At 71.8% G+C, this 20,315-nt stretch carries 21 protein-coding genes; 12 read left to right on the forward strand and 9 right to left on the reverse strand.

The annotated features are described in order from the left end of the window. Nucleotides 1-18: 18 nt before the first annotated feature. Nucleotides 19-1,464, reverse strand: coding sequence for a xylulokinase (gene xylB, locus ACIBVL_RS20035; protein WP_399098540.1), 1,446 nt, complete (start codon nucleotides 1,462-1,464; stop codon nucleotides 19-21). Nucleotides 1,465-1,592: 128 nt separating this feature from the next. Between xylB and xylA the strand changes: the two genes are divergently transcribed. Together xylA and ACIBVL_RS20045 are read left to right on the forward strand one after the other, a co-directional pair. After that, nucleotides 1,593-2,759, forward strand: coding sequence for a xylose isomerase (xylA, locus tag ACIBVL_RS20040; protein ID WP_399098541.1), 1,167 nt, complete (start codon nucleotides 1,593-1,595; stop codon nucleotides 2,757-2,759). Between the two features lie 124 nt (nucleotides 2,760-2,883). Continuing rightward, entirely contained in the window at nucleotides 2,884-3,294 is a 411-nt protein-coding gene (locus ACIBVL_RS20045) for a hypothetical protein (protein ID WP_399098542.1), read from the forward strand. Nucleotides 3,295-3,362: 68 nt separating this feature from the next. Here ACIBVL_RS20045 and ACIBVL_RS20050 read toward each other — a convergent pair whose 3' ends face one another. Then, on the reverse strand, nucleotides 3,363-4,706 hold the full coding sequence (locus tag ACIBVL_RS20050; RefSeq protein ID WP_399098543.1) for an esterase-like activity of phytase family protein: 1,344 nt from the start codon (nucleotides 4,704-4,706) through the stop codon (nucleotides 3,363-3,365). 237 nt (nucleotides 4,707-4,943) lie between these two features. On the opposite strand from ACIBVL_RS20050, the gene ACIBVL_RS20055 reads away from it, so the two are divergent. Beyond that, complete coding sequence (locus ACIBVL_RS20055; protein WP_399098544.1) at nucleotides 4,944-5,126, forward strand: hypothetical protein; 183 nt, start codon at nucleotides 4,944-4,946, stop codon at nucleotides 5,124-5,126. Between the two features lie 90 nt (nucleotides 5,127-5,216). Here ACIBVL_RS20055 and ACIBVL_RS20060 read toward each other — a convergent pair whose 3' ends face one another. Next, nucleotides 5,217-6,170, reverse strand: coding sequence for a hypothetical protein (locus ACIBVL_RS20060; protein WP_399098545.1), 954 nt, complete (start codon nucleotides 6,168-6,170; stop codon nucleotides 5,217-5,219). 134 nt (nucleotides 6,171-6,304) lie between these two features. Next, entirely contained in the window at nucleotides 6,305-6,643 is a 339-nt protein-coding gene (locus ACIBVL_RS20065) for a hypothetical protein (RefSeq protein WP_399098546.1), read from the reverse strand. A gap of 104 nt (nucleotides 6,644-6,747) precedes the next feature. Between ACIBVL_RS20065 and ACIBVL_RS20070 the strand changes: the two genes are divergently transcribed. Next, nucleotides 6,748-7,647: an oxygenase MpaB family protein gene (locus tag ACIBVL_RS20070; protein ID WP_399098547.1), complete on the forward strand. Its 900-nt coding sequence runs from the start codon at nucleotides 6,748-6,750 to the stop codon at nucleotides 7,645-7,647. A 55-nt stretch (nucleotides 7,648-7,702) separates the two neighbouring features. Here the strand turns inward: ACIBVL_RS20070 and ACIBVL_RS20075 are convergent, their stop codons facing one another. Next, the gene (locus ACIBVL_RS20075) at nucleotides 7,703-8,302 is read right to left on the reverse strand and encodes a class I SAM-dependent methyltransferase (RefSeq protein ID WP_399098549.1); all 600 of its coding nucleotides are present in this window, start codon (nucleotides 8,300-8,302) and stop codon (nucleotides 7,703-7,705) included. A gap of 151 nt (nucleotides 8,303-8,453) precedes the next feature. Here ACIBVL_RS20075 and ACIBVL_RS20080 point away from each other — a divergent pair, with 151 nt between their 5' ends. The 7 genes from ACIBVL_RS20080 to ACIBVL_RS20110 all read left to right on the forward strand — a co-directional run bounded on the left by ACIBVL_RS20080 (nucleotide 8,454) and on the right by ACIBVL_RS20110 (nucleotide 15,097). Beyond that, complete coding sequence (locus ACIBVL_RS20080) at nucleotides 8,454-9,248, forward strand: MHYT domain-containing protein (RefSeq protein ID WP_399098551.1); 795 nt, start codon at nucleotides 8,454-8,456, stop codon at nucleotides 9,246-9,248. Nucleotides 9,249-9,294: 46 nt separating this feature from the next. Beyond that, nucleotides 9,295-11,820 carry a nitrate- and nitrite sensing domain-containing protein gene (locus ACIBVL_RS20085; RefSeq protein ID WP_399098552.1) on the forward strand — a complete coding sequence of 842 codons (2,526 nt, stop codon included), beginning with the start codon at nucleotides 9,295-9,297 and terminating at the stop codon, nucleotides 11,818-11,820. Further along, nucleotides 11,817-12,254: a roadblock/LC7 domain-containing protein gene (locus tag ACIBVL_RS20090; protein ID WP_399098553.1), complete on the forward strand. Its 438-nt coding sequence runs from the start codon at nucleotides 11,817-11,819 to the stop codon at nucleotides 12,252-12,254. The genes ACIBVL_RS20085 and ACIBVL_RS20090 overlap by 4 nt, the downstream gene beginning before the upstream one ends. A 22-nt stretch (nucleotides 12,255-12,276) precedes the next feature. Beyond that, a complete protein-coding gene (locus ACIBVL_RS20095) occupies nucleotides 12,277-12,687 on the forward strand; it encodes a DUF742 domain-containing protein (RefSeq protein WP_399098554.1) in 411 nt (136 codons plus the stop codon). 194 nt (nucleotides 12,688-12,881) lie between these two features. Beyond that, nucleotides 12,882-13,487, forward strand: a complete 606-nt coding sequence (locus ACIBVL_RS20100) for a GTP-binding protein (protein ID WP_399098555.1) — start codon at nucleotides 12,882-12,884, stop codon at nucleotides 13,485-13,487. 174 nt (nucleotides 13,488-13,661) lie between these two features. Next, complete coding sequence (locus ACIBVL_RS20105) at nucleotides 13,662-14,075, forward strand: roadblock/LC7 domain-containing protein (protein WP_399098556.1); 414 nt, start codon at nucleotides 13,662-13,664, stop codon at nucleotides 14,073-14,075. 143 nt (nucleotides 14,076-14,218) lie between these two features. Further along, complete coding sequence (locus tag ACIBVL_RS20110) at nucleotides 14,219-15,097, forward strand: DUF6397 family protein (RefSeq protein ID WP_399098557.1); 879 nt, start codon at nucleotides 14,219-14,221, stop codon at nucleotides 15,095-15,097. Between the two features lie 10 nt (nucleotides 15,098-15,107). Here the strand turns inward: ACIBVL_RS20110 and ACIBVL_RS20115 are convergent, their stop codons facing one another. After that, on the reverse strand, nucleotides 15,108-15,974 hold the full coding sequence (locus ACIBVL_RS20115; protein ID WP_399098558.1) for an acyl-CoA thioesterase: 867 nt from the start codon (nucleotides 15,972-15,974) through the stop codon (nucleotides 15,108-15,110). 31 nt (nucleotides 15,975-16,005) lie between these two features. Further along, a complete protein-coding gene (locus ACIBVL_RS20120) occupies nucleotides 16,006-18,519 on the reverse strand; it encodes a DEAD/DEAH box helicase (RefSeq protein WP_399098559.1) in 2,514 nt (837 codons plus the stop codon). 145 nt (nucleotides 18,520-18,664) lie between these two features. Between ACIBVL_RS20120 and ACIBVL_RS20125 the strand changes: the two genes are divergently transcribed. Next, nucleotides 18,665-19,459 carry a metal-dependent hydrolase gene (locus ACIBVL_RS20125; protein ID WP_399098560.1) on the forward strand — a complete coding sequence of 265 codons (795 nt, stop codon included), beginning with the start codon at nucleotides 18,665-18,667 and terminating at the stop codon, nucleotides 19,457-19,459. Nucleotides 19,460-19,485: 26 nt separating this feature from the next. Here ACIBVL_RS20125 and ACIBVL_RS20130 read toward each other — a convergent pair whose 3' ends face one another. Further along, nucleotides 19,486-19,740 (reverse strand): type B 50S ribosomal protein L31, encoded by a 255-nt coding sequence (locus ACIBVL_RS20130; RefSeq protein WP_399098561.1) that lies wholly within the window; start codon nucleotides 19,738-19,740, stop codon nucleotides 19,486-19,488. A gap of 39 nt (nucleotides 19,741-19,779) precedes the next feature. Continuing rightward, nucleotides 19,780-20,250, reverse strand: coding sequence for a DUF5709 domain-containing protein (locus ACIBVL_RS20135; protein WP_399098562.1), 471 nt, complete (start codon nucleotides 20,248-20,250; stop codon nucleotides 19,780-19,782). Between the last annotated feature and the right edge of the window lie 65 nt (nucleotides 20,251-20,315).

Raw genomic sequence — 20,315 nt, forward strand, 5'->3', positions numbered from 1 at the left:
AAGTCGATTCGTCGATGGTCAGCGGGTGTGGGTGCTCCGCTCCAGCAGCGGCGCCGCGTCGGAGAGTACCCCGGCGATCCTGGCCAGCGTCGCGTCGTCCCGCTCGACGGCGTCGAGCACCGGCCCGCGCGCGGTGTTCCAGCGGCGGGCGACCGCGCCCGGGTCCTCGCCGGTCAGCAGCCCCGCCGCCTGGGCCGCCGCGCCGAGCGCGACGAGCTCCCTCGCCTCGGGGATCTGCACCGGCCGTCCCGACAGTCGCCGTACGGTCTGCTGCCAGGCCGCGCCCCGGGCGCCGCCGCCGATCAGCAGCAGCGGAGCCGAACGGTCCGCGTCCTCGTCGAGCACCAGGTCGAGCGCGCCGAGCAGCGAGTGCACGGCACCGTCGTAGGCGGCCTGCAGGAGCTGTCCGGCCGTGGTGTCGTGGCGCAGGCCGTGCAGGAGGCCCGAGGCGTTCGGCAGATTCGGGGTGCGCTCGCCGTCCAGGTAGGGCAGGAGTGTGAGCTCCTCGGTGGGTTCCACGGCCTCGCGGTCCAGGCCCAGCAGGGCCGCGAGGCGGTCCACGGCGAGGGTGCAGTTCAGGGTGCAGGCCAGCGGCAGCCAGTCGCCGTGCGCGTCGGCGAAGCCGGCCACCGTGCCGGTCGGGTCGGTGGGGCGCCGCCTCGACACCGCGTACACCGTGCCCGACGTGCCCAGGCTCAGCACCGGAGTGCCGGGCCGCAGCCCGAGGCCCAGCGCGGCCGCCGCGTTGTCGCCGGTGCCGGGGGCGACCAGGGTGCCTTTGGCGAACGGCAGGTCGTGGCTGTCGCGCACGGTGCCCGCGACCTCGCCGGGCCGCACCACGCGGGGCAGCAGCGCCGGGTCGAGGCCCACGTGCGCGAGGATCTCCTCGTCGTAGCCCTCCGTCGCGGACGCCCACCAGCCGGTGCCGGAGGCGTCGCCGCGATCGGTGGTGCCCACGCCCGTCAGCCGCTCGGTGAGGTAGTCGTGGGGGAGCCGTACGGCCTTGGTCGCGCGCAGGGCCTCCGGCTCGTTCTCGGCCAGCCAGGCCCACTTCGTGACCGTGAAGGAGGCGGCCGGGACGGATCCGGTGCGCTCGGCCCAGAACTTCGCGCCGCCCAGCTCCTCGGTCAGCCGGCGGCCCTGCGGGGCCGAGCGTACGTCGTTCCACAACAGCGCCGGGCGTACCGGCTCGCCCCGCTCGTCCAGGGTGACGAGACCGTGCTGCTGCCCGCCGATCGACACCGCGGCGGCCTCGCGCGCGGCGTCACCGCACTGGCGCAGCGCCTCGTGCAGGGCGTCCCACCACTGCCGCGGGTCGCTCTCGCGGCCGGCCCCGGAGGACACCGTGTGGGGCGCCTGGCCGCCGGCGACGACCTCGCCGGTGGCCGCGTCGACGACCAGCGCCTTGGTGGACTGGGTGGACGAGTCCACGCCGACGACGAGCGGACCCTCGGCTGCTGACATCGGGCTCTCCCTCAAGTTTTTCCGCGGCTCTGCGGGATCTGTCTTCCCAGAGATGCGTCCGCATACTAATTTGTAAACGGCCATGACGAAATAGTCGGCGAGACAGTCTTCAAGCAAGGAGCCGCGGTATGAGCTACCAGCCCACCCCCGAGGACAGGTTCACCTTCGGCCTGTGGACCGTCGGCTGGCAGGGAAGGGACCCGTTCGGCGACGCCACGCGGCGCGCCCTCGACCCGGTCGAGACCGTGCAGCGCCTGGCCGAGCTCGGCGCCTACGGCGTGACCTTCCACGACGACGACCTGATCCCGTTCGGGTCCTCCGACAGCGAGCGCGAGGAGCACGTCAAGCGCTTCCGTCAGGCGCTGGACACCACCGGTATGACCGTGCCGATGGCCACCACCAACCTCTTCACGCACCCCGTCTTCAAGGACGGCGCCTTCACCGCGAACGACCGCGACGTGCGCCGCTACGCCCTGCGCAAGACCATCCGCAACATCGACCTGGCCGTCGAGCTCGGCGCGAAGACCTACGTCGCCTGGGGCGGCCGTGAGGGCGCGGAGTCCGGTGCCGCCAAGGACGTACGCGTGGCCCTCGACCGGATGAAGGAGGCCTTCGACCTGCTGGGCGAGTACGTCACCTCCCAGGGCTACGACCTGCGCTTCGCCATCGAGCCCAAGCCGAACGAGCCGCGCGGCGACATCCTGCTGCCCACCGTCGGCCACGCCCTGGCGTTCATCGAGCGCCTGGAGCGCCCGGAGCTGTACGGCGTCAACCCGGAGGTCGGCCACGAGCAGATGGCCGGTCTGAACTTCCCGCACGGCATCGCGCAGGCGCTGTGGGCGGGCAAGCTCTTCCACATCGACCTCAACGGCCAGTCCGGCATCAAGTACGACCAGGACCTGCGCTTCGGCGCCGGTGACCTGCGCTCCGCGTTCTGGCTGGTCGACCTGCTGGAGAGCGCCGGTTACGCGGGCCCGAAGCACTTCGACTTCAAGCCCCCGCGCACCGAGGACCTCGACGGTGTGTGGGCTTCGGCGGCCGGCTGCATGCGCAACTACCTGATCCTCAAGGAGCGCGCGGCCGCGTTCCGTGCCGACCCGGAGGTCCAGGACGCCCTGCGCGCCTCCCGCCTAGACGAGCTGTCCCAGGCCACCGCCGCCGACGGCCTGCAGAGCCTGCTGGCCGACCGCACCGCCTTCGAGGACTTCGACGTCGAGGCGGCCGCCGCCCGCGGCATGGCCTTCGAACGGCTCGACCAGCTGGCGATGGACCACCTGCTGGGCGCCCGGGGCTGACCCATCGCCCACGGAGCGAACCTCCGCACGGAATACGTCGGAATCATGCCCTCCGCGGCATGAGCCGGTATCAACTTCCGTGCGGAGGTTCCCGTCTCGAGCGGTTCGCGGGAACGCTGGACGCATGGCCATGCCCCCCGTACCGCCCCAGCCGCCCGGACCGCCGGATGACGTGCCGCCCCAGGGCGGCTTCGGACCACCCTCCTCCGGCTACGGACCCCCTTGCACAGGCTCCGGCCCCGGTGGCCGCGGGCGGCGCGGGAACCCGCTCTTCCTGGTGCTCGCGCTGCTGGTCGCCGCCGGAGCCCTCCTCGCCGTCGTGCTGATGGTCTCGGGCGGAGACGACTCCCCGGACGACGAGCCGACCGCCGGGAGCAGCACCGGTTCCTCTCCCGCCCCCTCGATCAGCCTTCCGGTGGAGCTGCCCAGCGGGTTGCCGAGCGAACTGCCGTCCCAGCTCCCGAGCACACTGCCGACCGAGATCCCCAGCGACCTGGAGTCGCTGTTGCCGTCCCTCAGTGAGCTGTTGCCGTAGCCGGCACGCGCGCGTGGAGTCCCCCACTCCGCAGACGCGCGCGTACCGAAAGCGGGAGGGGCCGGCCGTCACACGCCCCGCGGCAGCCGCACATAGTTCACCGTCGTCTCGATACCGCTGTCCACCAGCCGGCCCTGCGCGTCGAACGCGCCGGCGCCGTCCGTCATCCCGAAGTCGTTGTCGTTGATCAGGGCAAGGGTGCCGTGATCCACGCGCGCGACGCCCTCGATCTTCCCCGGCACCCCGGCGACCGCGCCCAGGTCGACGACCAGCCGCTTGGACAGCACCCGCACTCCCGAGGCGGTGGGGTCGTCCAGCTGCTCCAGCGACGGGGACGTCGTGTCGTCGTCCCAGCGGCTGCCCAGGATGTTCGCCCCGCGCCCGAGGCGGACGAGCTGAAGGCGGGCCGCCTTGTCGGTGCGCTCCTCGACGAGCACCCGGTCACCTCCCACGGCGACCACCGAGGAGATCTTGAGCTCGGAGGTGTCGTCCTCGCTCGGGTCGACGACGTCCACCGGATCGAAGCGGTACGCGTACTCGGCGGTTACCGCCTTCTTCCCGGGCGAGAAGCGCAACAGCCGCGCGGTGCGCGAGGACTCCCCGGCGTCCGTGTCGGGCAGCGACAGCGGGCTCTGTACGGCCAGTACCAGGTCGCCGCCAGGCAGCTGGGCGAGTCCCTCGAAGCCTCGGTTGATCTTCCGGTGCAGCAGCACCGAGGGCAGCGCCTCCACCACCGGGTAGTCGGTGCCGGTGAGGTTCAGTCCCTTGGGCACATAACGCGTAAGCACCTTCCCGCGCGCGGAGACGTGCACCAGCGAGGGCCCGTACTCGTCGGCGAGCCAGAAACTTCCGTCCGCCGCTCGCACGATGCCCTCGGTGTCCAGCCCGTTCGGGTGGTACGACAGCGGTGTCCGGGCGTCGTAGGAGTACGGCGCCTCGTCGCGCCCCGCCTGGTTCGGCAGACCCGTGACGCCCTTCCCGGAGGAGGTGGTGACCGGGATCGCCTCCAGCACCTTCACCGTCTCCCCGGTCACCTGGATCCGCACGATCGCCGGATCGAAGCCGGGGACCGGGAACGTGCGGCGCTTGGCCCCGTCGACCTTGATCTGGCCGTTGGGCCCACGGTCGGTGACCGTCCAGAACTCGCCCTTGCGGCCCGCCGGGTAGATGTCGCTTCCGATGCCGCCGAGGTCCACGCCCCGGTCGTCGTCCACCGTCCCGGGCAGCAGACCGTTGCTGAACGCCCCGAGCGGGATGTCGCCGAGCGTGGCGGCCCGCGTGACGTACGCCTGCCCGGAAGAGGTTCCCGCGGTCGCCGGGCCGGCCGTGACGAGGGCGGCCAGCACGGCGAGCGGTACGCCCGCCGCGACGGAACGGTGGACGCGGCGCCGGCCGGCGGAGTGCGAGGACATCGGGCCTCCTGAAGAGCACATTCGGTGACAGCGGCCAGAGTCGGGGCACCCGCCGAACGGTGTCCGACGCTCCGGTGAACGGGGGGCGTCGACCGCTCGACGGGCCGACGGGTACAGCACTCAGGGATGCCTCGGGGTGTACGTCAGGGACCTTTCAGGGGCGGGTCCGGAACCGCGCGCGGCGCGGACCCGTTTTCATGACAGAGAGCGGCAGGCGCCGCGAAGGAGGCGACACACATGTCGAGGAACGCGAAGATCGCCGCAGGAGGTGTGGCGGTCGGGATTCTGCTGTTGATCTGGCTGCCCTGGTGGGCGGCGCTGTTGATCGTGCTGGGAGCTCCGGCGGTGGCCTACCTCACGCTGGATCCCTCGCAGCGGCGCAGGCTGCGCCGTGTCACGCGCAAGGAGCTCGGCCGCTGAGAGCCGAGGACCGCGGTGGGGTGCGCGTCCCCTGTGGTGCGGCGGGGCCATGGCGGCCCCGCAGCCCCCACCGCGGGTCCTCGTGCCGTCTTAGAACGGGCGTACGGCCATCTTGTCGAGCGCCTCCAGGAGTCCCGGCAACTCCGGGCCGCGGCCGACCGTCAAGACCTCGCCGGGCCTTTCGTCGAGCAGCAGGAACGCGATGTCGTCGGTCCTGGCCACCAGGGACCAGCCGGGCCCGTCGGCTCGCAGGGTGCGGGCGTCGCCGCCGGCGAACGAGGACCGCACGCGGCCCAGCGGAGGCGGAGTGTCCACGTAGGTGCGGGCCTCGGCGAGCACGCGCCGTATCTCGCTGTCGCCCTGCGGCGTGGAATTCGCGCTCCCTGTCCCCGCTTCCCCGTCCGGCCCGTCCGATCCGTCTGATCCGTCGCTCGGGTCCGATCCGTCGTTCGCGTCGGCTCTGTCGCCGCCGTCGGATCCGCCGTCACCGTCCGCCCCCTCGACGCCTTCGGCCGGACCGCCCGCCTCGGTCCGGGGCGCGAACTCGGTGTCGTCTATCTGCCCGCGCCACAGGGTCCACTGGAGCGCGATCTCGTCGGCCCCCATGCGCCGCTGGGCCGGACCCCAGACGGTCGTGTCCGGTGGGGAAAGAGCCGGGCCGTCCGCGATCTCGGGCGCCGGATCATGCGGCGCGGGCACGCCGGGCGCCGCGACGGCGACCGCCAGGGGCCAGCCGGGGAGGGCCGCGACAACCGTCCGCTCGTCGGGCGACAGCTCGTGCTCCATGCCGCAGTCCCACGACGCGATGGCGACGGCCACCAGTGACACGTCGTCGATGACGACCGTCCACCGCGCGCCGGCGCCGTCCTGGCCCAGCACCAGGCCATAGCCGTCGGCCAGCGGCGCGAGGCCGAGCGCCGCACAGGCCTCCGGGTAGTCGTCGCCGAGCACACTCGGGAACTTCGCCGGCGTCAGCAGCGCCGCCGTGAGCACGTAGAGCGCATCGTCCGCGGCGGCGACGGCGTCCTCGTCCGTCCCGGCCATCCCAGCCTCCCCATCGGTTCGTCCAACGGCGCGCACCCTAGTGCGGCGGGAAGGCGCTTGTCACGACTCCCCGACACACCCGAGCTGCAGCTTTCCGACCTGACGGGGCGAATCGACCACCCTTCACCGTCCCGTCACACGGTCGGCAGCCCCAGAAGCGCCCGCGCCACGGTCCGGGGCGACTCGTCGCGCTCCCGGGCGAGCGCGAGGACGGCTCGGCAGGCGAGCTCGTTGACACCGAAGGACAGCGCCTCCGGCGACACCCACCCCGCCGCCTCGTCGATCCGGTCCTGATCGTCCTCCGCGCAGGCCGAGACGTAGGCGGCGGCCGCCTCGAACAGGTTGTGCGGGCGCTTCCCGGCAGCGGGCCGCTGCCCACCGGGATCGCCGGCACGGCCGGTGGCTCCGGGGCGCGGCTGTGTACGCAGTGCGCCGAGGAACCTCGCACAGGCCTTGCGGACCCTGTCGAACATGGTGATGACCTTCCCCCTGCGTGGGTGTACCAGTCGAACTGATCCTTTCATGTGCCTTTACCCAAACGTAGAGTTGGAGCCACGGCGGCAGAAGGGGGAGGGCGGTGAAGCGCTTCGAGAGGCTCGAACAGATCCGGCGCATGGACCCCTACGACGACGCGTTCGAGATCTACCGGCTCACCGCGGCGTACGAGTTCCCCTGGGACCTCACCCGCGCACTGGAGCTCGCCCTGTACCGCACGTACGCGGTGCCGAGCATCGGCCGGCTCCTGGCCGAAACGGCGGAACTCACGGACCGCCCCCAGAAGCGCTACGACGACACCTCGCTGCTCCTCGACGCCGTCGTCGAGTACGGCTTCGACAGCGACCGGGGTCGAACGGCCGTCCGCCGCATCAATCAGATGCACCGCGCCTACGACATCGGCAACGACGACATGCGCTACGTGCTCTGCACGTTCGTCGTGATGCCCAAACGGTGGATCGACGCCTACGGATGGCGGCGGATGTCCCGCCACGAGATCATCGCCTCCACCGTCCACTACGGCACTCTGGGCCGGCGTATGGGCGTCAAGGACATACCCGAGACCTACGAGGAGTTCGAGGACTGCGTCGATGCCTACGAGGGGGCTCATTTCGCCTGGGACGAGGGCGCCCGCCGGGTCTCGGACGCCACGCTCGACCTGATGGCCTCCTGGTACCCGCGACCGCTCGCCCCGGTCCTGCGCACCGCGACGCTCGCCCTGCTCGACGAGCCGCTCCTGAAGGCCTTCCGTTACACCCCTCCCGGCCCGGCCGTCCGCAGGCTGGTACGCACAGCGGTGCGCGCGCGTGGGCGCGTGGTCCGGCTGCTGCCACCCCGCCGCGCACCGCATCACGCGCGTCAGAACCGGGAGATCAAGGGCTACCCCGACGGCTACCGCCTGGACGAACTGGGCACCCACCCGGTCCCCGGCATACGGGGCTGCCCCGTACGGCACGTGATGGACGAGCCGCCCTCCCCGTGAGTCCAGTGTCTCGCTCGGCGGCCTGACCCCGGCCGTGCCGGGGGCGCATGAGCCTTCAGCCCTCCCGCACGGCCAGGGCCAGGAAGCGGGCGTCCTCGTCGACGTACGACGTCATCCGCCAGCCGGAACCGGCCAGCAGGGGACGCAGGTTCGGCTCGGCGCGCAGGTCCTGCGGGGTGATCTGCCGGCCCTGGCGGGCCGCGAGGGCCGCCCTGCCGATCGGGTGGAACAGCGCCAGGACGCCGCCGGGGCGCACCACCCGCGCAAGTTCCCGCAGATTCTCCGCCGGCTCGGGCAGATGGGCGATGAGCCCGGCCCCGAACACCGCGTCCAGCGACTCCGAACGCAGGGGAAGCGCGGTGACGTCGGCGAGCAGCAGCCGCCCGTCACGGTCCCGTCCGGCCCGCACGGCGGCCTGAAGCATGGCCGGGGTCAGATCCGCGCCGACGACCACTCCCGAGGGCCCCACGGCCGCACGCAGCGGCGTCAGCGCCCGCCCGGTGCCGCAGCCCGCGTCCAGCACACGGTCGCCCTCCCGCAGGCCGAGTTCGGCGACCGCGGCCGCGTAGGCGGGAGCGTCGTCGGGAAAACGGCTGTCCCAGTCGGCCGCGCGGGCGGTGAAGAACTCCTGGACATGTGTGTGGTCGTCGCTCATGTTCCGCATGATCCCTCACCGTGAGGAGGACGCTGTTGTGCGCACGTTCGAGCGTGCCGCGATCGGCTCGGCGCACATATGCGTCATATTCCATCACCTTTCGAAATGCGCCCCCTTTGTGCACCTGTGCCCCCGCTAACGTCCCCTGGCCATGGGACACCTGGACCACGCCGCGTTCGGCTGGCTGACCCCCGTGCTGTCGTACGCGATGGCCTGCATAGGCGCCGCCCTCGGGCTGCGCTGCACCGTGCGGGCGCTCGGCGCCACCGGGCGCTCGCGCCGCAACTGGCTGATCACCGCCGCATCCGCGCTCGGCACCGGCATCTGGACCATGCACTTCGTGGCCATGCTCGGCTTCGCCGTCAGCGGCACCGACATCCGCTACGACGTTCCGCTGACCGTGCTCAGCCTGCTCGTCGCCATGGTCGTCGTCTGCGCCGGCGTCTTCGCCGTCGGCTACAGCCGGGACCGCACGCGCGCGTTGCTGATCGGCGGGCTCACCACCGGTCTGGGCGTGGCGAGCATGCACTACCTGGGCATGGCCGCGGTCCGCCTGCACGGAGACGTCACCTACGATCCGACACTCGTCGGACTGTCCGTCCTGATCGCCGTCGTCGCGGCGACCGCTGCTCTCTGGGCGGCGCTCAACATCAAGTCGCCGATCGCGGTCACCGTCGCCTCCCTCGTGATGGGAGCGGCGGTCAGCAGCATGCACTACACCGGCATGTTCGCGGTGAGCGCGCACATCACGCCCTCCGGCGCGGCGCTGCCCGGGGCCACGGCGATGCAGTTCATCTTCCCCCTCGCCGTCGGCCTCGGGTCCTACCTCTTCCTGACCTCGGCCTTCGTCGCGCTGTCGCCCACCACGGGGGAGCGCGAGGCCTCCGCCTCGGCCCAACAGCCGGAGGAGAGCGTCACCGGCCGCCGACAGGCCCGGACCGTGTGACGGGCCCGGACGGCACGCCCCCCAACTTCTTCCGAGCGAGGAGGCCATGCGTACACCCCGTAGGACCCCCACGGCCGGCGCCGAGGCGCCGCCCCCCGTGCGCGGGCGTCGCGCCCACGCCGGGCCACCCGCAGACGAGGGGCCGGACACGCGGACCGGCGAGCCGGAGGACGCCATACCCACGCCCGCGGGACGTCGGCGCCTCCGGCCGCGTACCGTGCGAGCCAAGATCGTCTGTCTGTTGATGGTGCCGGTCGTCTCCCTGCTGGCCCTGTGGGCGTACGCCACCGTCAGCACCGCCCAGGACGTCTCCCGGCTGCGCCAGCTGCAGCGCGTGGACTACGAGGTCCGCGCCCCCGTCGCGGCCGCGGTGGCCGCCCTGCAGACCGAGCGGGCGGCCGCCGTACGGTACGCGACCGACCCGGACGCCGGACTGGACGCCGACCTCGGAAACCTCGCGGAGCGCACGGACGAGGCCGTGGCCAGACTCAGGCTCGGCGACCACAGCACCGTCGCGGACAGCCAGGAACTGCCCGCCGGAGTCGCCCAGCGGCTCGAGACGTTCGTCTCCGGCGCCGAAGGGCTCCGCTCGTTGCGGGCCGCCGTGCTCGACGGCAGCGCCGGCTGGCAGGAGACGTACGACCGGTACACGACGACGATCTCGGCGGCCTTCTCGATCGGCGGCGCGCTCTCCGGCATCCAGGACGCCGAACTCGGCTCCGACGCGCGCGTGCTTCTCGAGTTCTCCCGTGCGGGCGAGGCACTGGCCCAGGAGGACGTCGTCCTCACGGGTGCCCGCCTGCACGGACGCCTCGACGGCGAGCGGCTGCGGCTGTTCACCGGCGCCGTCGACACGCGCCGCACCCTGACGGAATCGGCCGTGGCCGACCTGCGCGGACCGGAACGCACTGCCTGGCAGCGCCTCGCCGCGGGCAGCGCCTACACCGCCCTGGCCGCCACCGAGGACAAGGTGCTCGCGGGCGGTCCGGGCACGAAGGCGCTGGCAGCGGCTCCGGCAGCCACCTGGGACAAGGCCCACGCGCGCGTGCGGGACGGCATGCGAGGCATCGAGGAGGACGCCGGACGTGAGGCGGCGGAGCGCGCCGACCCGTTCACCCGCGGACTGCTCACCCCCGCCGGCGCCGCGGTCCTGTTCGGCCTCGCCGCCGTCGCCGCCTCGCTCGTCATCTCGGTGCGCATCGGCCGCGGACTCGTCGTCGAACTCGTCAGCCTGCGCAACGGCGCCTTGGAGATCGCCCGGCGCAAACTTCCGGAAGCCATGCGGAAACTGCGCTCCGGAGAAGAGATCGACATCCAGGCCGAGGCACCGCCCGGACCACCCTCCGAGGACGAGACCGGCCAGGTCGCCGAGGCCCTGACCACCGTGCACCGCGCCGCGCTGCGGGCCGCCGTGGAACGCGCCGAACTCGCCAGCGGCATCTCCGGGGTGTTCGTCAATCTCGCCCGCCGCAGCCAGATCCTCGTCCACCGGCAACTGAGCCTCCTGGACAGCATGGAGCGCCGCTCCGACGACCCGAACGAGCTCAGCGACCTCTTCAGGCTCGACCACCTCACCACCCGTATGCGGCGCCACGCCGAGAGCCTGATCATCCTCTCCGGGGCGGCCCCCGGCCGGGCCTGGCGCATGCCGGTGTCCCTCACCAACGTCGTCAGGGCCGCCGTTTCCGAAGTCGAGGACTACGCGCGCGTGGAGGTGCGGCAGCTTCCCGAGGCGTCCGTCGTCGGCGCCGCCGTCGCCGACCTCACCCATCTGCTCGCCGAACTCGTCGAGAACGCGGCCCAGTTCTCACCCCCGCACACACGCGTGCGGGTCACCGGCGAACCCGTCGGCAACGGCTACGCCGTGGAGGTCGAGGACCGCGGACTCGGCATGGGCAAGGAGACCCTCGCCGAGGCCAACCGGCGCATCGCGCAGTCCGAGGCCCTCGACCTGTTCGACAGCGACCGGCTCGGTCTCTTCGTCGTCAGCCGGCTCGCCGCCCGCCACGGCGTCAAGGTGCACCTGCGGACCTCGCCCTACGGTGGCACCACCGCGGTCGTCCTGCTGCCCACAGCCCTGCTGCACAGCGCAAAGCCGGAACGTTCCGCCCGAGAGGTGGCCCAGGCCGAGCAGTCCGCGGAGCGCGCGTACGCGCGTGTGCCCGCCGCCGACCGGCCCGCCGTCGATCAGGAGGCCGTCACCGCGCCCGCCGACCGGCCCGCCCTGGTCGCCCCCGTCCGGGCCGCAGCCGAACCGGCGGCCGCCGACACCCCACCCCCCGGAGTCACCGCCTTGCGCCTGCACCGCTCCCCGGACGACTCCGACGGATCGGACGACCTGCCGCGCCGGGTACGGCAGGCGCACCTCGCCCCCCAACTGCGCAGGCCGCTCCCGGAGGAACCCGCCCAGGAGACCGGCCCGCGCGACGACGGGCGCACCCCCGAACTCGTCCGGGACCGGATGGCCGCCTACCGGGCCGGCTGGGCACGCGGCGGCGGCAGACGACCCGGCCGCGGTGCCACCCCCGATCCCGCACCGGGCAGTGACAGCAGCGAAGGAGACCCCGCATGATCCATGACCCGAGCACGAGGTCGGCCCAGCGGTCGGGCGAACTCGACTGGCTGCTGGACGACTTGGTGATGCGCGTGAGCGAGGTTCGGCACGCGGTGGTGCTGTCCAACGACGGCCTCGCCGTCGGCGCCTCCGGCGACCTCCGCCGCGAGGACGCCGAACACCTCGCCGCCGTGGCCTCCGGCTTTCACAGCCTAGCCAAGGGCGCGGGCCGGCACTTCGGCGTCGGCGGCGTCCGCCAGACCATGGTCGAGATGGACGACGGCTTCCTGTTCGTGGCCGCCGCCGGCGACGGCTCCTGCCTCGCCGTCCTCACCGCCGTGACCGCCGACATCGGCCTGGTCGCCTACGAGATGGCACGGCTGGTCAAGCGGGTCGGCGAGCATCTCCGCACGCCGACGCGCGTCGCCACGCGGCCGCCCGCCGCCGGATGAGGCGAGAGAGCGACCGGCGCAGATGACCGAGGACACGACCGGCGCCCGGCGCGAGCCGGGCAGCCAGTGGTACGACAACGAGGCCGGGCCGCTGGTGCGTCCGTACGCCATGACGGGCGGACGCACCCGACCAGGGCCCACCGGAGTGCGCTTCGACCTGATCGCCCTGGTGACCCTGGACCCCGGCGCGCCGGGCACGGACGGCATGGCGCTCGGGCCCGAACACCGGGCCCTCATGGGTCTGTGCCGCACGGAGACCCAGTCCGTCGCCGAACTCGCGGCGGGCGCGGACCTCCCCGTGGGCGTGGTCCGGGTCCTCCTCGGTGACCTGCTGGAACTCGGCTGCGTCACCGTCAGCCGTCCGGTGCCGCCCGCGCAGTTGCCCGACGAGCGGATTCTGCGCGAGGTGATCGAAGGGCTGCGGGCCCTGTAATGAACGTGCGGAACCATCCGGACGCGTACGAGCCCGTCCCGCAAGGGCTCGTGCACACCTACGGACACCGAACGCGCAACAACCGGTCAGATCGGGCAGACAGCGGTCGAACCCTCCGGGGGCGGACCGCGGTCGTCATGATGCTGACTTCGCACACCTGCGTCATAGCCGAATTCTCCCGAGAGAAGTGATCCATGGTCTCCGAGCACTCCGATGCCACGGGGGGCGACACGGCCCCCCTGGCGTTGAAGATTCTGGTCGCCGGCGGGTTCGGCGTGGGCAAGACCACCCTGGTGGGCGCGGTCAGCGAGATCAAGCCGCTGCGCACCGAGGAACTGCTGAGCGAAGCCGGCCAGTTGGTGGACGACACCGACGGCGTGGACCACAAGGTCACGACGACCGTCGCCATGGACTTCGGCCGGATCACCATCCGCTCAGGCCTGTCCCTGTACCTGTTCGGCACCCCGGGCCAGGACCGCTTCTGGTTCCTCTGGGACGAGCTGTCACAGGGGGCGCTGGGCGCGGTGGTCCTGGCCGACACCCGCCGCCTGGAGGACTGCTTCCCCGCGGTCGACTACTTCGAGCACCGGCACATCCCGTTCGTCGTCGCCGTCAACTGCTTCACGGGCGCCCGGACATACGGGGCCCAGGACGTCTCGCGCGCCCTCGACCTCGACGGCGGCACCCCCGTCGTCCTGTGCGACGCGCGGGACCGCGACTCGGGCAAGGAGGTGCTGATCCGGCTCGTCGAGTACGCCGGGCGGATGCACACCGCCCGCCTCCTGGACTCCGTGAGCTGAGGCGGCCGCTCGAGACGAACGCCCGACGTCCCTCATCGGTCATCTTCCGCGCCATGCCGCCATCCTCCTTGCTCCGTCGGCGGGTCCTGGGGAAGGCTGGCTGGCGGTTCCTCCCGCGAGACGGAGGAGCACGTGGGGACATCAGACGGGGAACGTCACACGGGGAGAAGGAAGATGGCGCACAACCAGGGACTGGGCTGGCTGCTGGACGACCTGACCGAGCGGGTCGACCACGTCCGGCACGCGCTGGTCCTGTCCAACGACGGGCTGGTGGCGGGCGCGAGCACCGGACTGCGCCGCGAGGACGCCGAGCACCTCGCCGCCGTGTCGTCCGGACTGCACAGCCTGGCCAAGGGATCCGGACGCCACTTCGGCGCGGGGCAGGTGCGGCAGACCATGATCGAGTTCGATGACGCGTTGCTGTTCGTCACCGCGGCCGGCAGCGGCAGTTGTCTGTGCGTGCTCAGCGGCGCCGAGGCCGACATGGGCCAGATCGCCTACGAGATGACCCTGCTCGTCAGCCGCGTCGGCGAGCATCTCACCGTTGACGCCCGCCAGCCCGATCGGGCCCCGCTGACAGACCTCTGACCTGCACCTTGTTCGACTCCCGGGGAGTTATCCACAGGCTCGCCACGAAATCCGCGATTCCGGCTACGGTTTTTTCCGGGCCACCGCGGACCGTGCGGGGCCGCCGCACTCCATTCCACTTCACTCCACGGGGGAGACCGATCATGCCCGGGCACACCGTCGCACCACAGCAAGCCCAGCTCTGCTCCGCGAGCCGAGCCGCACGGGAACTGAGTCTGAAGCGAGGCGAGTTCGACCTCGCTGTGCACCTGGGGCGCATCAGGACCGTGCCCGACGAAGGCGGAGGCGGACGCCGGGTGCCCCGCGCGGAGATCGACCGACTACTGGACTCGGCCGAGGAACTGCGCGAGCGCGTCCGGGTCGTGGGCACCGGCGAGGGCGCCGGCCTCATGAAGGTGCCGGCCGCCCGGTTCACCCGCCTCGCCCGGCTGGGGCTGGTCGTGCCGGTCCGCTTCTACCTGAACCGCTACCGTGCCGTCGTCTGGCTGTACCTGGCCGAAGAACTACGGCAGTTCGCCGCCGACGTGAACAACGCGCCCCTGCTCAGGGGCCGGGCGCCCGAGCCGATGCGGGCCCAGGTCGCCGCGGGTCTGGACCTCAGGCCCCGGAACTGGCGAGGGCGCCACCTGGGCTTCCTGCTCCGGCAGGCCGACGATCCCTGGCACCGGGCCGGAGCCCTGGCCTCGTTTCTCGATCCCGTGCAGATCGCGGAGATCGTCAAGGATCCCTGCGAACGTTCCCACCTGAACCGGTTCCGGCCAGGACCGCCCGCCCACGGCACCCCTGGCAGCCCGGCCGCGCACCTCGTCGAGAAGATCGCCACAGCGGCTGATCCCGACGAGATCGGGTGGCTCAGGTCCGACTTGGAACGCACCCTGGCAGAAGCCCGCGCACACCAGCCCGCACCGCGCCCGGCCCGGCAGCAGCACCCACCGCGCCCAGCGCGCGGACCGGAGACGACGGAGCGGCCTCAGCGCTCGCCACGCGGCCTGCTGAGGCTGCTGCGCCGCAGAAGCTCCTGACCCCGGCGCCCTACAGCGTCCGGAACAGCCCCTCCTGGACGACCGACACCAGCAGGCGCCCCCGCAGGTCGTAGATCCGACCGCGGGCGAGTCCGCGTCCACCCGTCGCGATCGGTGATTCCTGGTCGTACAGGAACCACTCGTCCGCGCGGAACGGCCGGTGGAACCACATCGCATGGTCCAGCGACGCCATGTCGAAGCTTCGCGGGCCCCACAGGGGTTCCACCGGCAGGCGGACGGCGTCCAGGAGGGTCATGTCACTGGCGTACGTCAGTGCGCAGGTGTGCACGAGCGGATCGTCTCCCAGGGGGCCGACCGCGCGCATCCACACCGCGCTGCGCGGCTCGGCGTCCTTGACCTCGTCCGCGCTCCAGCGCAGCCGGTCCGCATACCGGATGTCGAAGGGCTGGCGGCGTGCCATCCGCTCCAACTGCTCGGGCAGCGCGCCCAGATGCGTCCGGACCTCCTCCGCCACCGTCGGCAGGGACTCCGGGTCCGGGACCTTGCGGGACGGCGGCAGCTGGTGCTCGAAGGGACCTTCCTCAGGCTTGTGAAAGGAGGCGGTGAGATTGAAGATCGTGCGGCCCTGCTGCACGGCGGTCACCCGGCGGGTCGTGAAGGACCGCCCGTCCCGCACCCGTTCGACCTGGTACACGATCGGCACACCCGGCCGCCCCGGGCGCAGGAAGTACGCGTGCAGCGAGTGCACGGGCCGGTCGCCGTCGGTGGTCCGGCCCGCCGCGACCAGCGCCTGGCCCGCCACCTGGCCGCCGAACACCCGCTGCAGGGACTCCTGCGGGCTGCGGCCGCGGAAGATGTTGACCTCGATCTGCTCCAGGTCGAGCAGATCGACGAGCCTCTCGGCAGGGTTCGTCATCGGCGTGCTACTCCTGTGCCTCGCGCTGTGCTCACAGTTGGCCGACCTCCGTGACGCGGACGATCGCGCGGCCCTCCGCGTCGGAGGCCGTGAGGTCGATCTCCGCGCTGATGCCCCAGTCGTGGTCGTCGTTCGGGTCGTCGAAGATCTGACGGACCCGCCACAGACGGTCCTGCGGCTCCTCCTGGATGACGAGCAGCTTGGGACCGCGCGCGTCCGGACCGGTGCCGAGGTCGTCGTACTCGTCCCAGTACTTGTCCATCGCCTCGCCCCACGCCTCGGCGTCCCAGCCGGACTCGGCGTCCATCTCGCCGAGCTCGTCGACATGGTCGAGAGCGGCGAGCTCGACCCGGCGGAACATCGCGTTGCGGACCAGGACCCGGAAGGCGCGCGCGTTGGCGGTGACCGGCTTCACCTCGTCGGCCTTCTCCTGGGCCTCCTCGGCGGTCATCTCCTCCGGGTTGGCGAGCTGCTCCCATTCGTCCAGCAGGCTGGAGTCGACCTGGCGCACCATCTCGCCCAGCCACTCGATCAGGTCCTGCAGATCCTCCGATTTGAGGTCGTCGGGGACGGTGTGGTCGAGGGCCTTGTACGCACTGGCCAGGTAGCGCAGCACGATGCCCTCGGTGCGGGCCAGCTCGTAGTGGGACACCAGCTCCGTGAAGGACATCGCCCGCTCGTACATGTCACGGATGACGGACTTCGGCGACAGAGGGTGGTCGCCCACCCACGGATGACTCTTGCGGTACGTGTTGTACGCGTGGAAGAGCAGCTCCTCCAGAGGCTTCGGGTAGGTGATGTCCTGGAGCCGCTCCATGCGCTCCTCGTACTCGACACCGTCCGCCTTCATCGCGGCCACCGCCTCGCCGCGCGCCTTGTTCTGCTGGGCGGCCAGGATCTGCCGCGGGTCGTCCAGCGTGGACTCCACGACGGAGACCATGTCCAGCGCGTACGACGGCGACTCGGGGTCGAGCAGCTCGAACGCGGCCAGCGCGAACGTGGACAGCGGTTGGTTCAGCGCGAAGTCCTGCTGAAGATCCACGGTGAGGCGGACGACACGACCCGTGGCGTCCGGCTCGTCGAGCTTCTCGACGATCCCGCCGTCCAGCAGCGAGCGGTAGATCGCGATCGCACGGCGGATGTGCCGCAGCTGCTGCCGACGCGGCTCGTGGTTGTCCTCCAGCAGATGGCGCATCGCCTCGAAGGCGTTGCCCGGCCGTGCGATCACCGACAGCAGCATCGTGTGGGTGACCCGGAACCGGGACGTCAGCGGCTCCGGCTCCGACTCGATCAGCTTCTCGAAGGTGTTCTCCGTCCAGCCGACGAAGCCCTCCGGCGCCTTCTTGCGCACCACCTTGCGGCGCTTCTTCGGGTCGTCGCCCGCCTTGGCGAGCGCCTTCTCGTTCTCGATGACATGCTCGGGCGCCTGCGCCACCACGAAGCCCGCCGTGTCGAAGCCGGCCCGCCCGGCCCGGCCCGCGATCTGGTGGAACTCACGCGCCCGCAGCGTGCGCACCCGGTTGCCGTCGTACTTGGTGAGCGCCGTGAACAACACCGTGCGGATGGGCACGTTGACGCCGACACCGAGCGTGTCCGTACCGCAGATCACCTTCAGCAGACCGGCCTGCGCCAGCTTCTCCACCAGGCGCCGGTACTTGGGCAGCATGCCGGCGTGGTGGACGCCGATGCCGTGCCGCACGTAACGGGAGAGGTTGCGGCCGAACTTGGTGGTGAAGCGGAAGTTGCCGATCAGCGCGGCGATCTGCTCCTTCTCCTCACGCGAGCACATGTTGATGCTCATCAGCGCCTGCGCCCGCTCCACCGCCTGCGCCTGCGTGAAGTGCACGATGTAGACGGGTGCCTGCTTCGTCTCCAGCAGGTCGGTGAGCGTCTCCGTGAGCGGCGTGTAGCGGTACCCGTACGACAGCGGCACGGGCCGGGTCGCCGAGCGGACCACCGCGGTGGGGCGGCCGGTGCGCCGGGTGAGGTCCTTCTCGAAGAAGGACACGTCGCCGAGCGTCGCCGACATGAGGACGAACTGCGCCTGCGGCAGCTCCAGGATGGGGATCTGCCAGGCCCAGCCGCGGTCGCCCTCGGCGTAGAAGTGGAACTCGTCCATGACCACCTGGCCGACGTCCGCGTGCCTGCCGTCGCGCAGCGCGATCGAGGCGAGCACCTCGGCGGTACAGCAGATGATCGGGGCGTCGGAGTTGACGGACGCGTCGCCGGTCAGCATGCCCACGTTCTCCGTGCCGAAGATCTTGCACAGCTCGAAGAACTTCTCCGACACCAGCGCCTTGATCGGGGCCGTGTAGAAAGTGACCTCGTCCCGGGCGAGCGCCGCGAAGTGCGCGGCCGCCGCGATCATGCTCTTGCCCGAGCCGGTGGGCGTCGACACGATCACGTTCGCCCCGGAGACCACCTCGATCAGCGCCTCCTCCTGGTGGGGGTAGAGCGTCAGACCACGCTGCTCGGCCCAGGACTCGAAGGCTTCGTACAGGGCATCGGGATCTGCGGTCGGTGGCAACTGATCGATGAGGGTCACGACCCCATCTTGCCTGCCCGCGCGCCCGATGGGGGAATCGGCTGCGGACCCCAAGATCATGGCAGCTACGCTGTGTCGCCGACGGAGCGTCATCGCACCCGGTCAACTGGACAGCGGCACACGAGGAATAGGGCGGGCAACGGCCATGATGGGACCAGCACACTCACTGTCGGGCGCCGCCGCCTGGCTCGGCGTCGGCGCGGCGGCCGCAGCGGCCGGGCACACCATGCCCTGGCCGGTCCTCCTCTGCGGCGCGCTGATCTGCGCCGGTGCCGCGCTCGCCCCCGACCTCGACCACAAGGCCGCCACCATCTCCCGCGCCTTCGGTCCCGTCTCGCGCTGGCTGTGCGAGATCGTCGACAAGCTCTCCTACGCCGTCTACAAGGCCACGAGGAAGCAGGGCGACCCGCGCCGCTCCGGAGGGCACCGCACGCTCACGCACACCTGGCTGTGGGCGGTCATGATCGGCGCGGGCGCCTCGGCACTGGCGATCGCCGGTGGCCGCTGGGCGGTGCTGGCGATCCTCTTCGTGCACATGGTGCTGGCGATCGAGGGCCTGCTGTGGCGCGCGGCAAGGGGCTCCAGCAGCGATGTGCTGGTGTGGCTGCTGGCCGCGACCAGCGCGTGGATCCTCGCCGGCGTCCTGGACAAGCCCGGCAACGGCGCGGACTGGCTGTTCGCGGACCCTGGCCAGGAGTACCTGTGGCTGGGGCTGCCGATCCTGCTGGGCGCCCTGGTGCACGACATCGGGGACGCGCTGACCGTCTCGGGCTGCCCGGTCCTGTGGCCCATCCCGATCGGGCGCAAGCGCTGGTATCCCGTGGGTCCGCCGAAGCCGATGCGGTTCCGGGCGGGCAGCTGGGTCGAGCTGAAGGTGCTGATGCCGGTGTTCATGGTGCTCGGAGGAGTGGGCGCCGCGGCGGCGCTCAACGTCATCTGAGGCAGCGCGGGCACCGGGGCGACGGCTCAGCCGGTCCCGCCCTCACCGTAGCGGCGCTCGAAGCGGGCGATGCGGCCCTCCGTGTCCACCGTGCGGGCCTTGCCGGTGTAGAAGGGGTGGCTCTCCGAGGAGATCTCCACGTCCACCACGGGGTACGTCTCGCCGTCGTCCCAATCGATCGTCTGGTCGCTGCTCGCGGTGGACCGGGTGAGGAAGGCGTACCCGGCGGCACGGTCGCGGAAGACGACCGGGTGGTAGTCGGGGTGTTTGTCCTGCTGCATGAGTGCTCCTCGTCGTCGTGCGAAGGCCGGGTGGGCCGGTCAGCCGGACAGGGTGTCCTCGTCGACGATGTGCATCGCGGCCTCCTCGGCGGAGGCGGCCGCACCGTCGATGCCCACGTCGGTGGCGACCAGCGCGCTCTCCTCGTCCTCGTGGGCCCCCTCGTCCGGTGCCACGAGCCGGCCCGACCGGGCCGCGCCGACCTCGTTGTCGAGGAGTTCCCCGTCGGTGCCGTCGCAGTCGCCGAGGCCGTCCCCGTCGGGCACGGCGAGGTCGGGCAGTTCCTCCGCGAGCCGCTGGTCCAGGGTCTCGCCCTGTCGGCGCTCCGCGGCCGTCACCCCGGTGTGCTCCACGGCCCAGGGCCGCTCGGGAGGGGACCAGCCCCGGTCGAGCGGGTCTCCGACACCGTCGTTGTCCAGGGTGTCCTCCGCGTCGAGCAGTCCCGCGTCGTCCTGGATGTCGGAGGCATCGGGCTGGTAGACGTCGTCCCCCCATCCTTCGGCGCTGTTCACGGGTACCTCCAGGGGGTGACGGGCCCGTTCTCACCGCGGTCGGCGGTGGGGCACCGGCCGGGCCC

The organism is Streptomyces sp. NPDC049687, from assembly GCF_044465285.1.
Classification (GTDB): Bacteria; Actinomycetota; Actinomycetes; order Streptomycetales; family Streptomycetaceae; genus Streptomyces.

Bases quoted from the DNA above. Each gene is read 5' to 3' on its own strand.
- ACIBVL_RS20045 (WP_399098542.1), top strand. From the start codon at position 2,884: ATGGCCATGCCCCCCGTACCGCCCCAGCCGCCCGGACCGCCGGATGAC.
- ACIBVL_RS20105 (WP_399098556.1), top strand. From the start codon at position 13,662: ATGGCGCACAACCAGGGACTGGGCTGGCTGCTGGACGACCTGACCGAG.
- ACIBVL_RS20085 (WP_399098552.1), top strand. From the start codon at position 9,295: ATGCGTACACCCCGTAGGACCCCCACGGCCGGCGCCGAGGCGCCGCCC.
- ACIBVL_RS20110 (WP_399098557.1), top strand. From the start codon at position 14,219: ATGCCCGGGCACACCGTCGCACCACAGCAAGCCCAGCTCTGCTCCGCG.
- ACIBVL_RS20080 (WP_399098551.1), top strand. From the start codon at position 8,454: ATGGGACACCTGGACCACGCCGCGTTCGGCTGGCTGACCCCCGTGCTG.
- ACIBVL_RS20125 (WP_399098560.1), top strand. From the start codon at position 18,665: ATGATGGGACCAGCACACTCACTGTCGGGCGCCGCCGCCTGGCTCGGC.
- ACIBVL_RS20095 (WP_399098554.1), top strand. From the start codon at position 12,277: ATGACCGAGGACACGACCGGCGCCCGGCGCGAGCCGGGCAGCCAGTGG.
- ACIBVL_RS20115 (WP_399098558.1), bottom strand. From the start codon at position 15,974: ATGACGAACCCTGCCGAGAGGCTCGTCGATCTGCTCGACCTGGAGCAG.
- ACIBVL_RS20075 (WP_399098549.1), bottom strand. From the start codon at position 8,302: ATGAGCGACGACCACACACATGTCCAGGAGTTCTTCACCGCCCGCGCG.
- ACIBVL_RS20065 (WP_399098546.1), bottom strand. From the start codon at position 6,643: ATGTTCGACAGGGTCCGCAAGGCCTGTGCGAGGTTCCTCGGCGCACTG.
- ACIBVL_RS20055 (WP_399098544.1), top strand. From the start codon at position 4,944: ATGTCGAGGAACGCGAAGATCGCCGCAGGAGGTGTGGCGGTCGGGATT.
- ACIBVL_RS20050 (WP_399098543.1), bottom strand. From the start codon at position 4,706: ATGTCCTCGCACTCCGCCGGCCGGCGCCGCGTCCACCGTTCCGTCGCG.
- xylA (WP_399098541.1), top strand. From the start codon at position 1,593: ATGAGCTACCAGCCCACCCCCGAGGACAGGTTCACCTTCGGCCTGTGG.
- xylB (WP_399098540.1), bottom strand. From the start codon at position 1,464: ATGTCAGCAGCCGAGGGTCCGCTCGTCGTCGGCGTGGACTCGTCCACC.
- ACIBVL_RS20090 (WP_399098553.1), top strand. From the start codon at position 11,817: ATGATCCATGACCCGAGCACGAGGTCGGCCCAGCGGTCGGGCGAACTC.
- ACIBVL_RS20100 (WP_399098555.1), top strand. From the start codon at position 12,882: ATGGTCTCCGAGCACTCCGATGCCACGGGGGGCGACACGGCCCCCCTG.
- ACIBVL_RS20130 (WP_399098561.1), bottom strand. From the start codon at position 19,740: ATGCAGCAGGACAAACACCCCGACTACCACCCGGTCGTCTTCCGCGAC.
- ACIBVL_RS20060 (WP_399098545.1), bottom strand. From the start codon at position 6,170: ATGGCCGGGACGGACGAGGACGCCGTCGCCGCCGCGGACGATGCGCTC.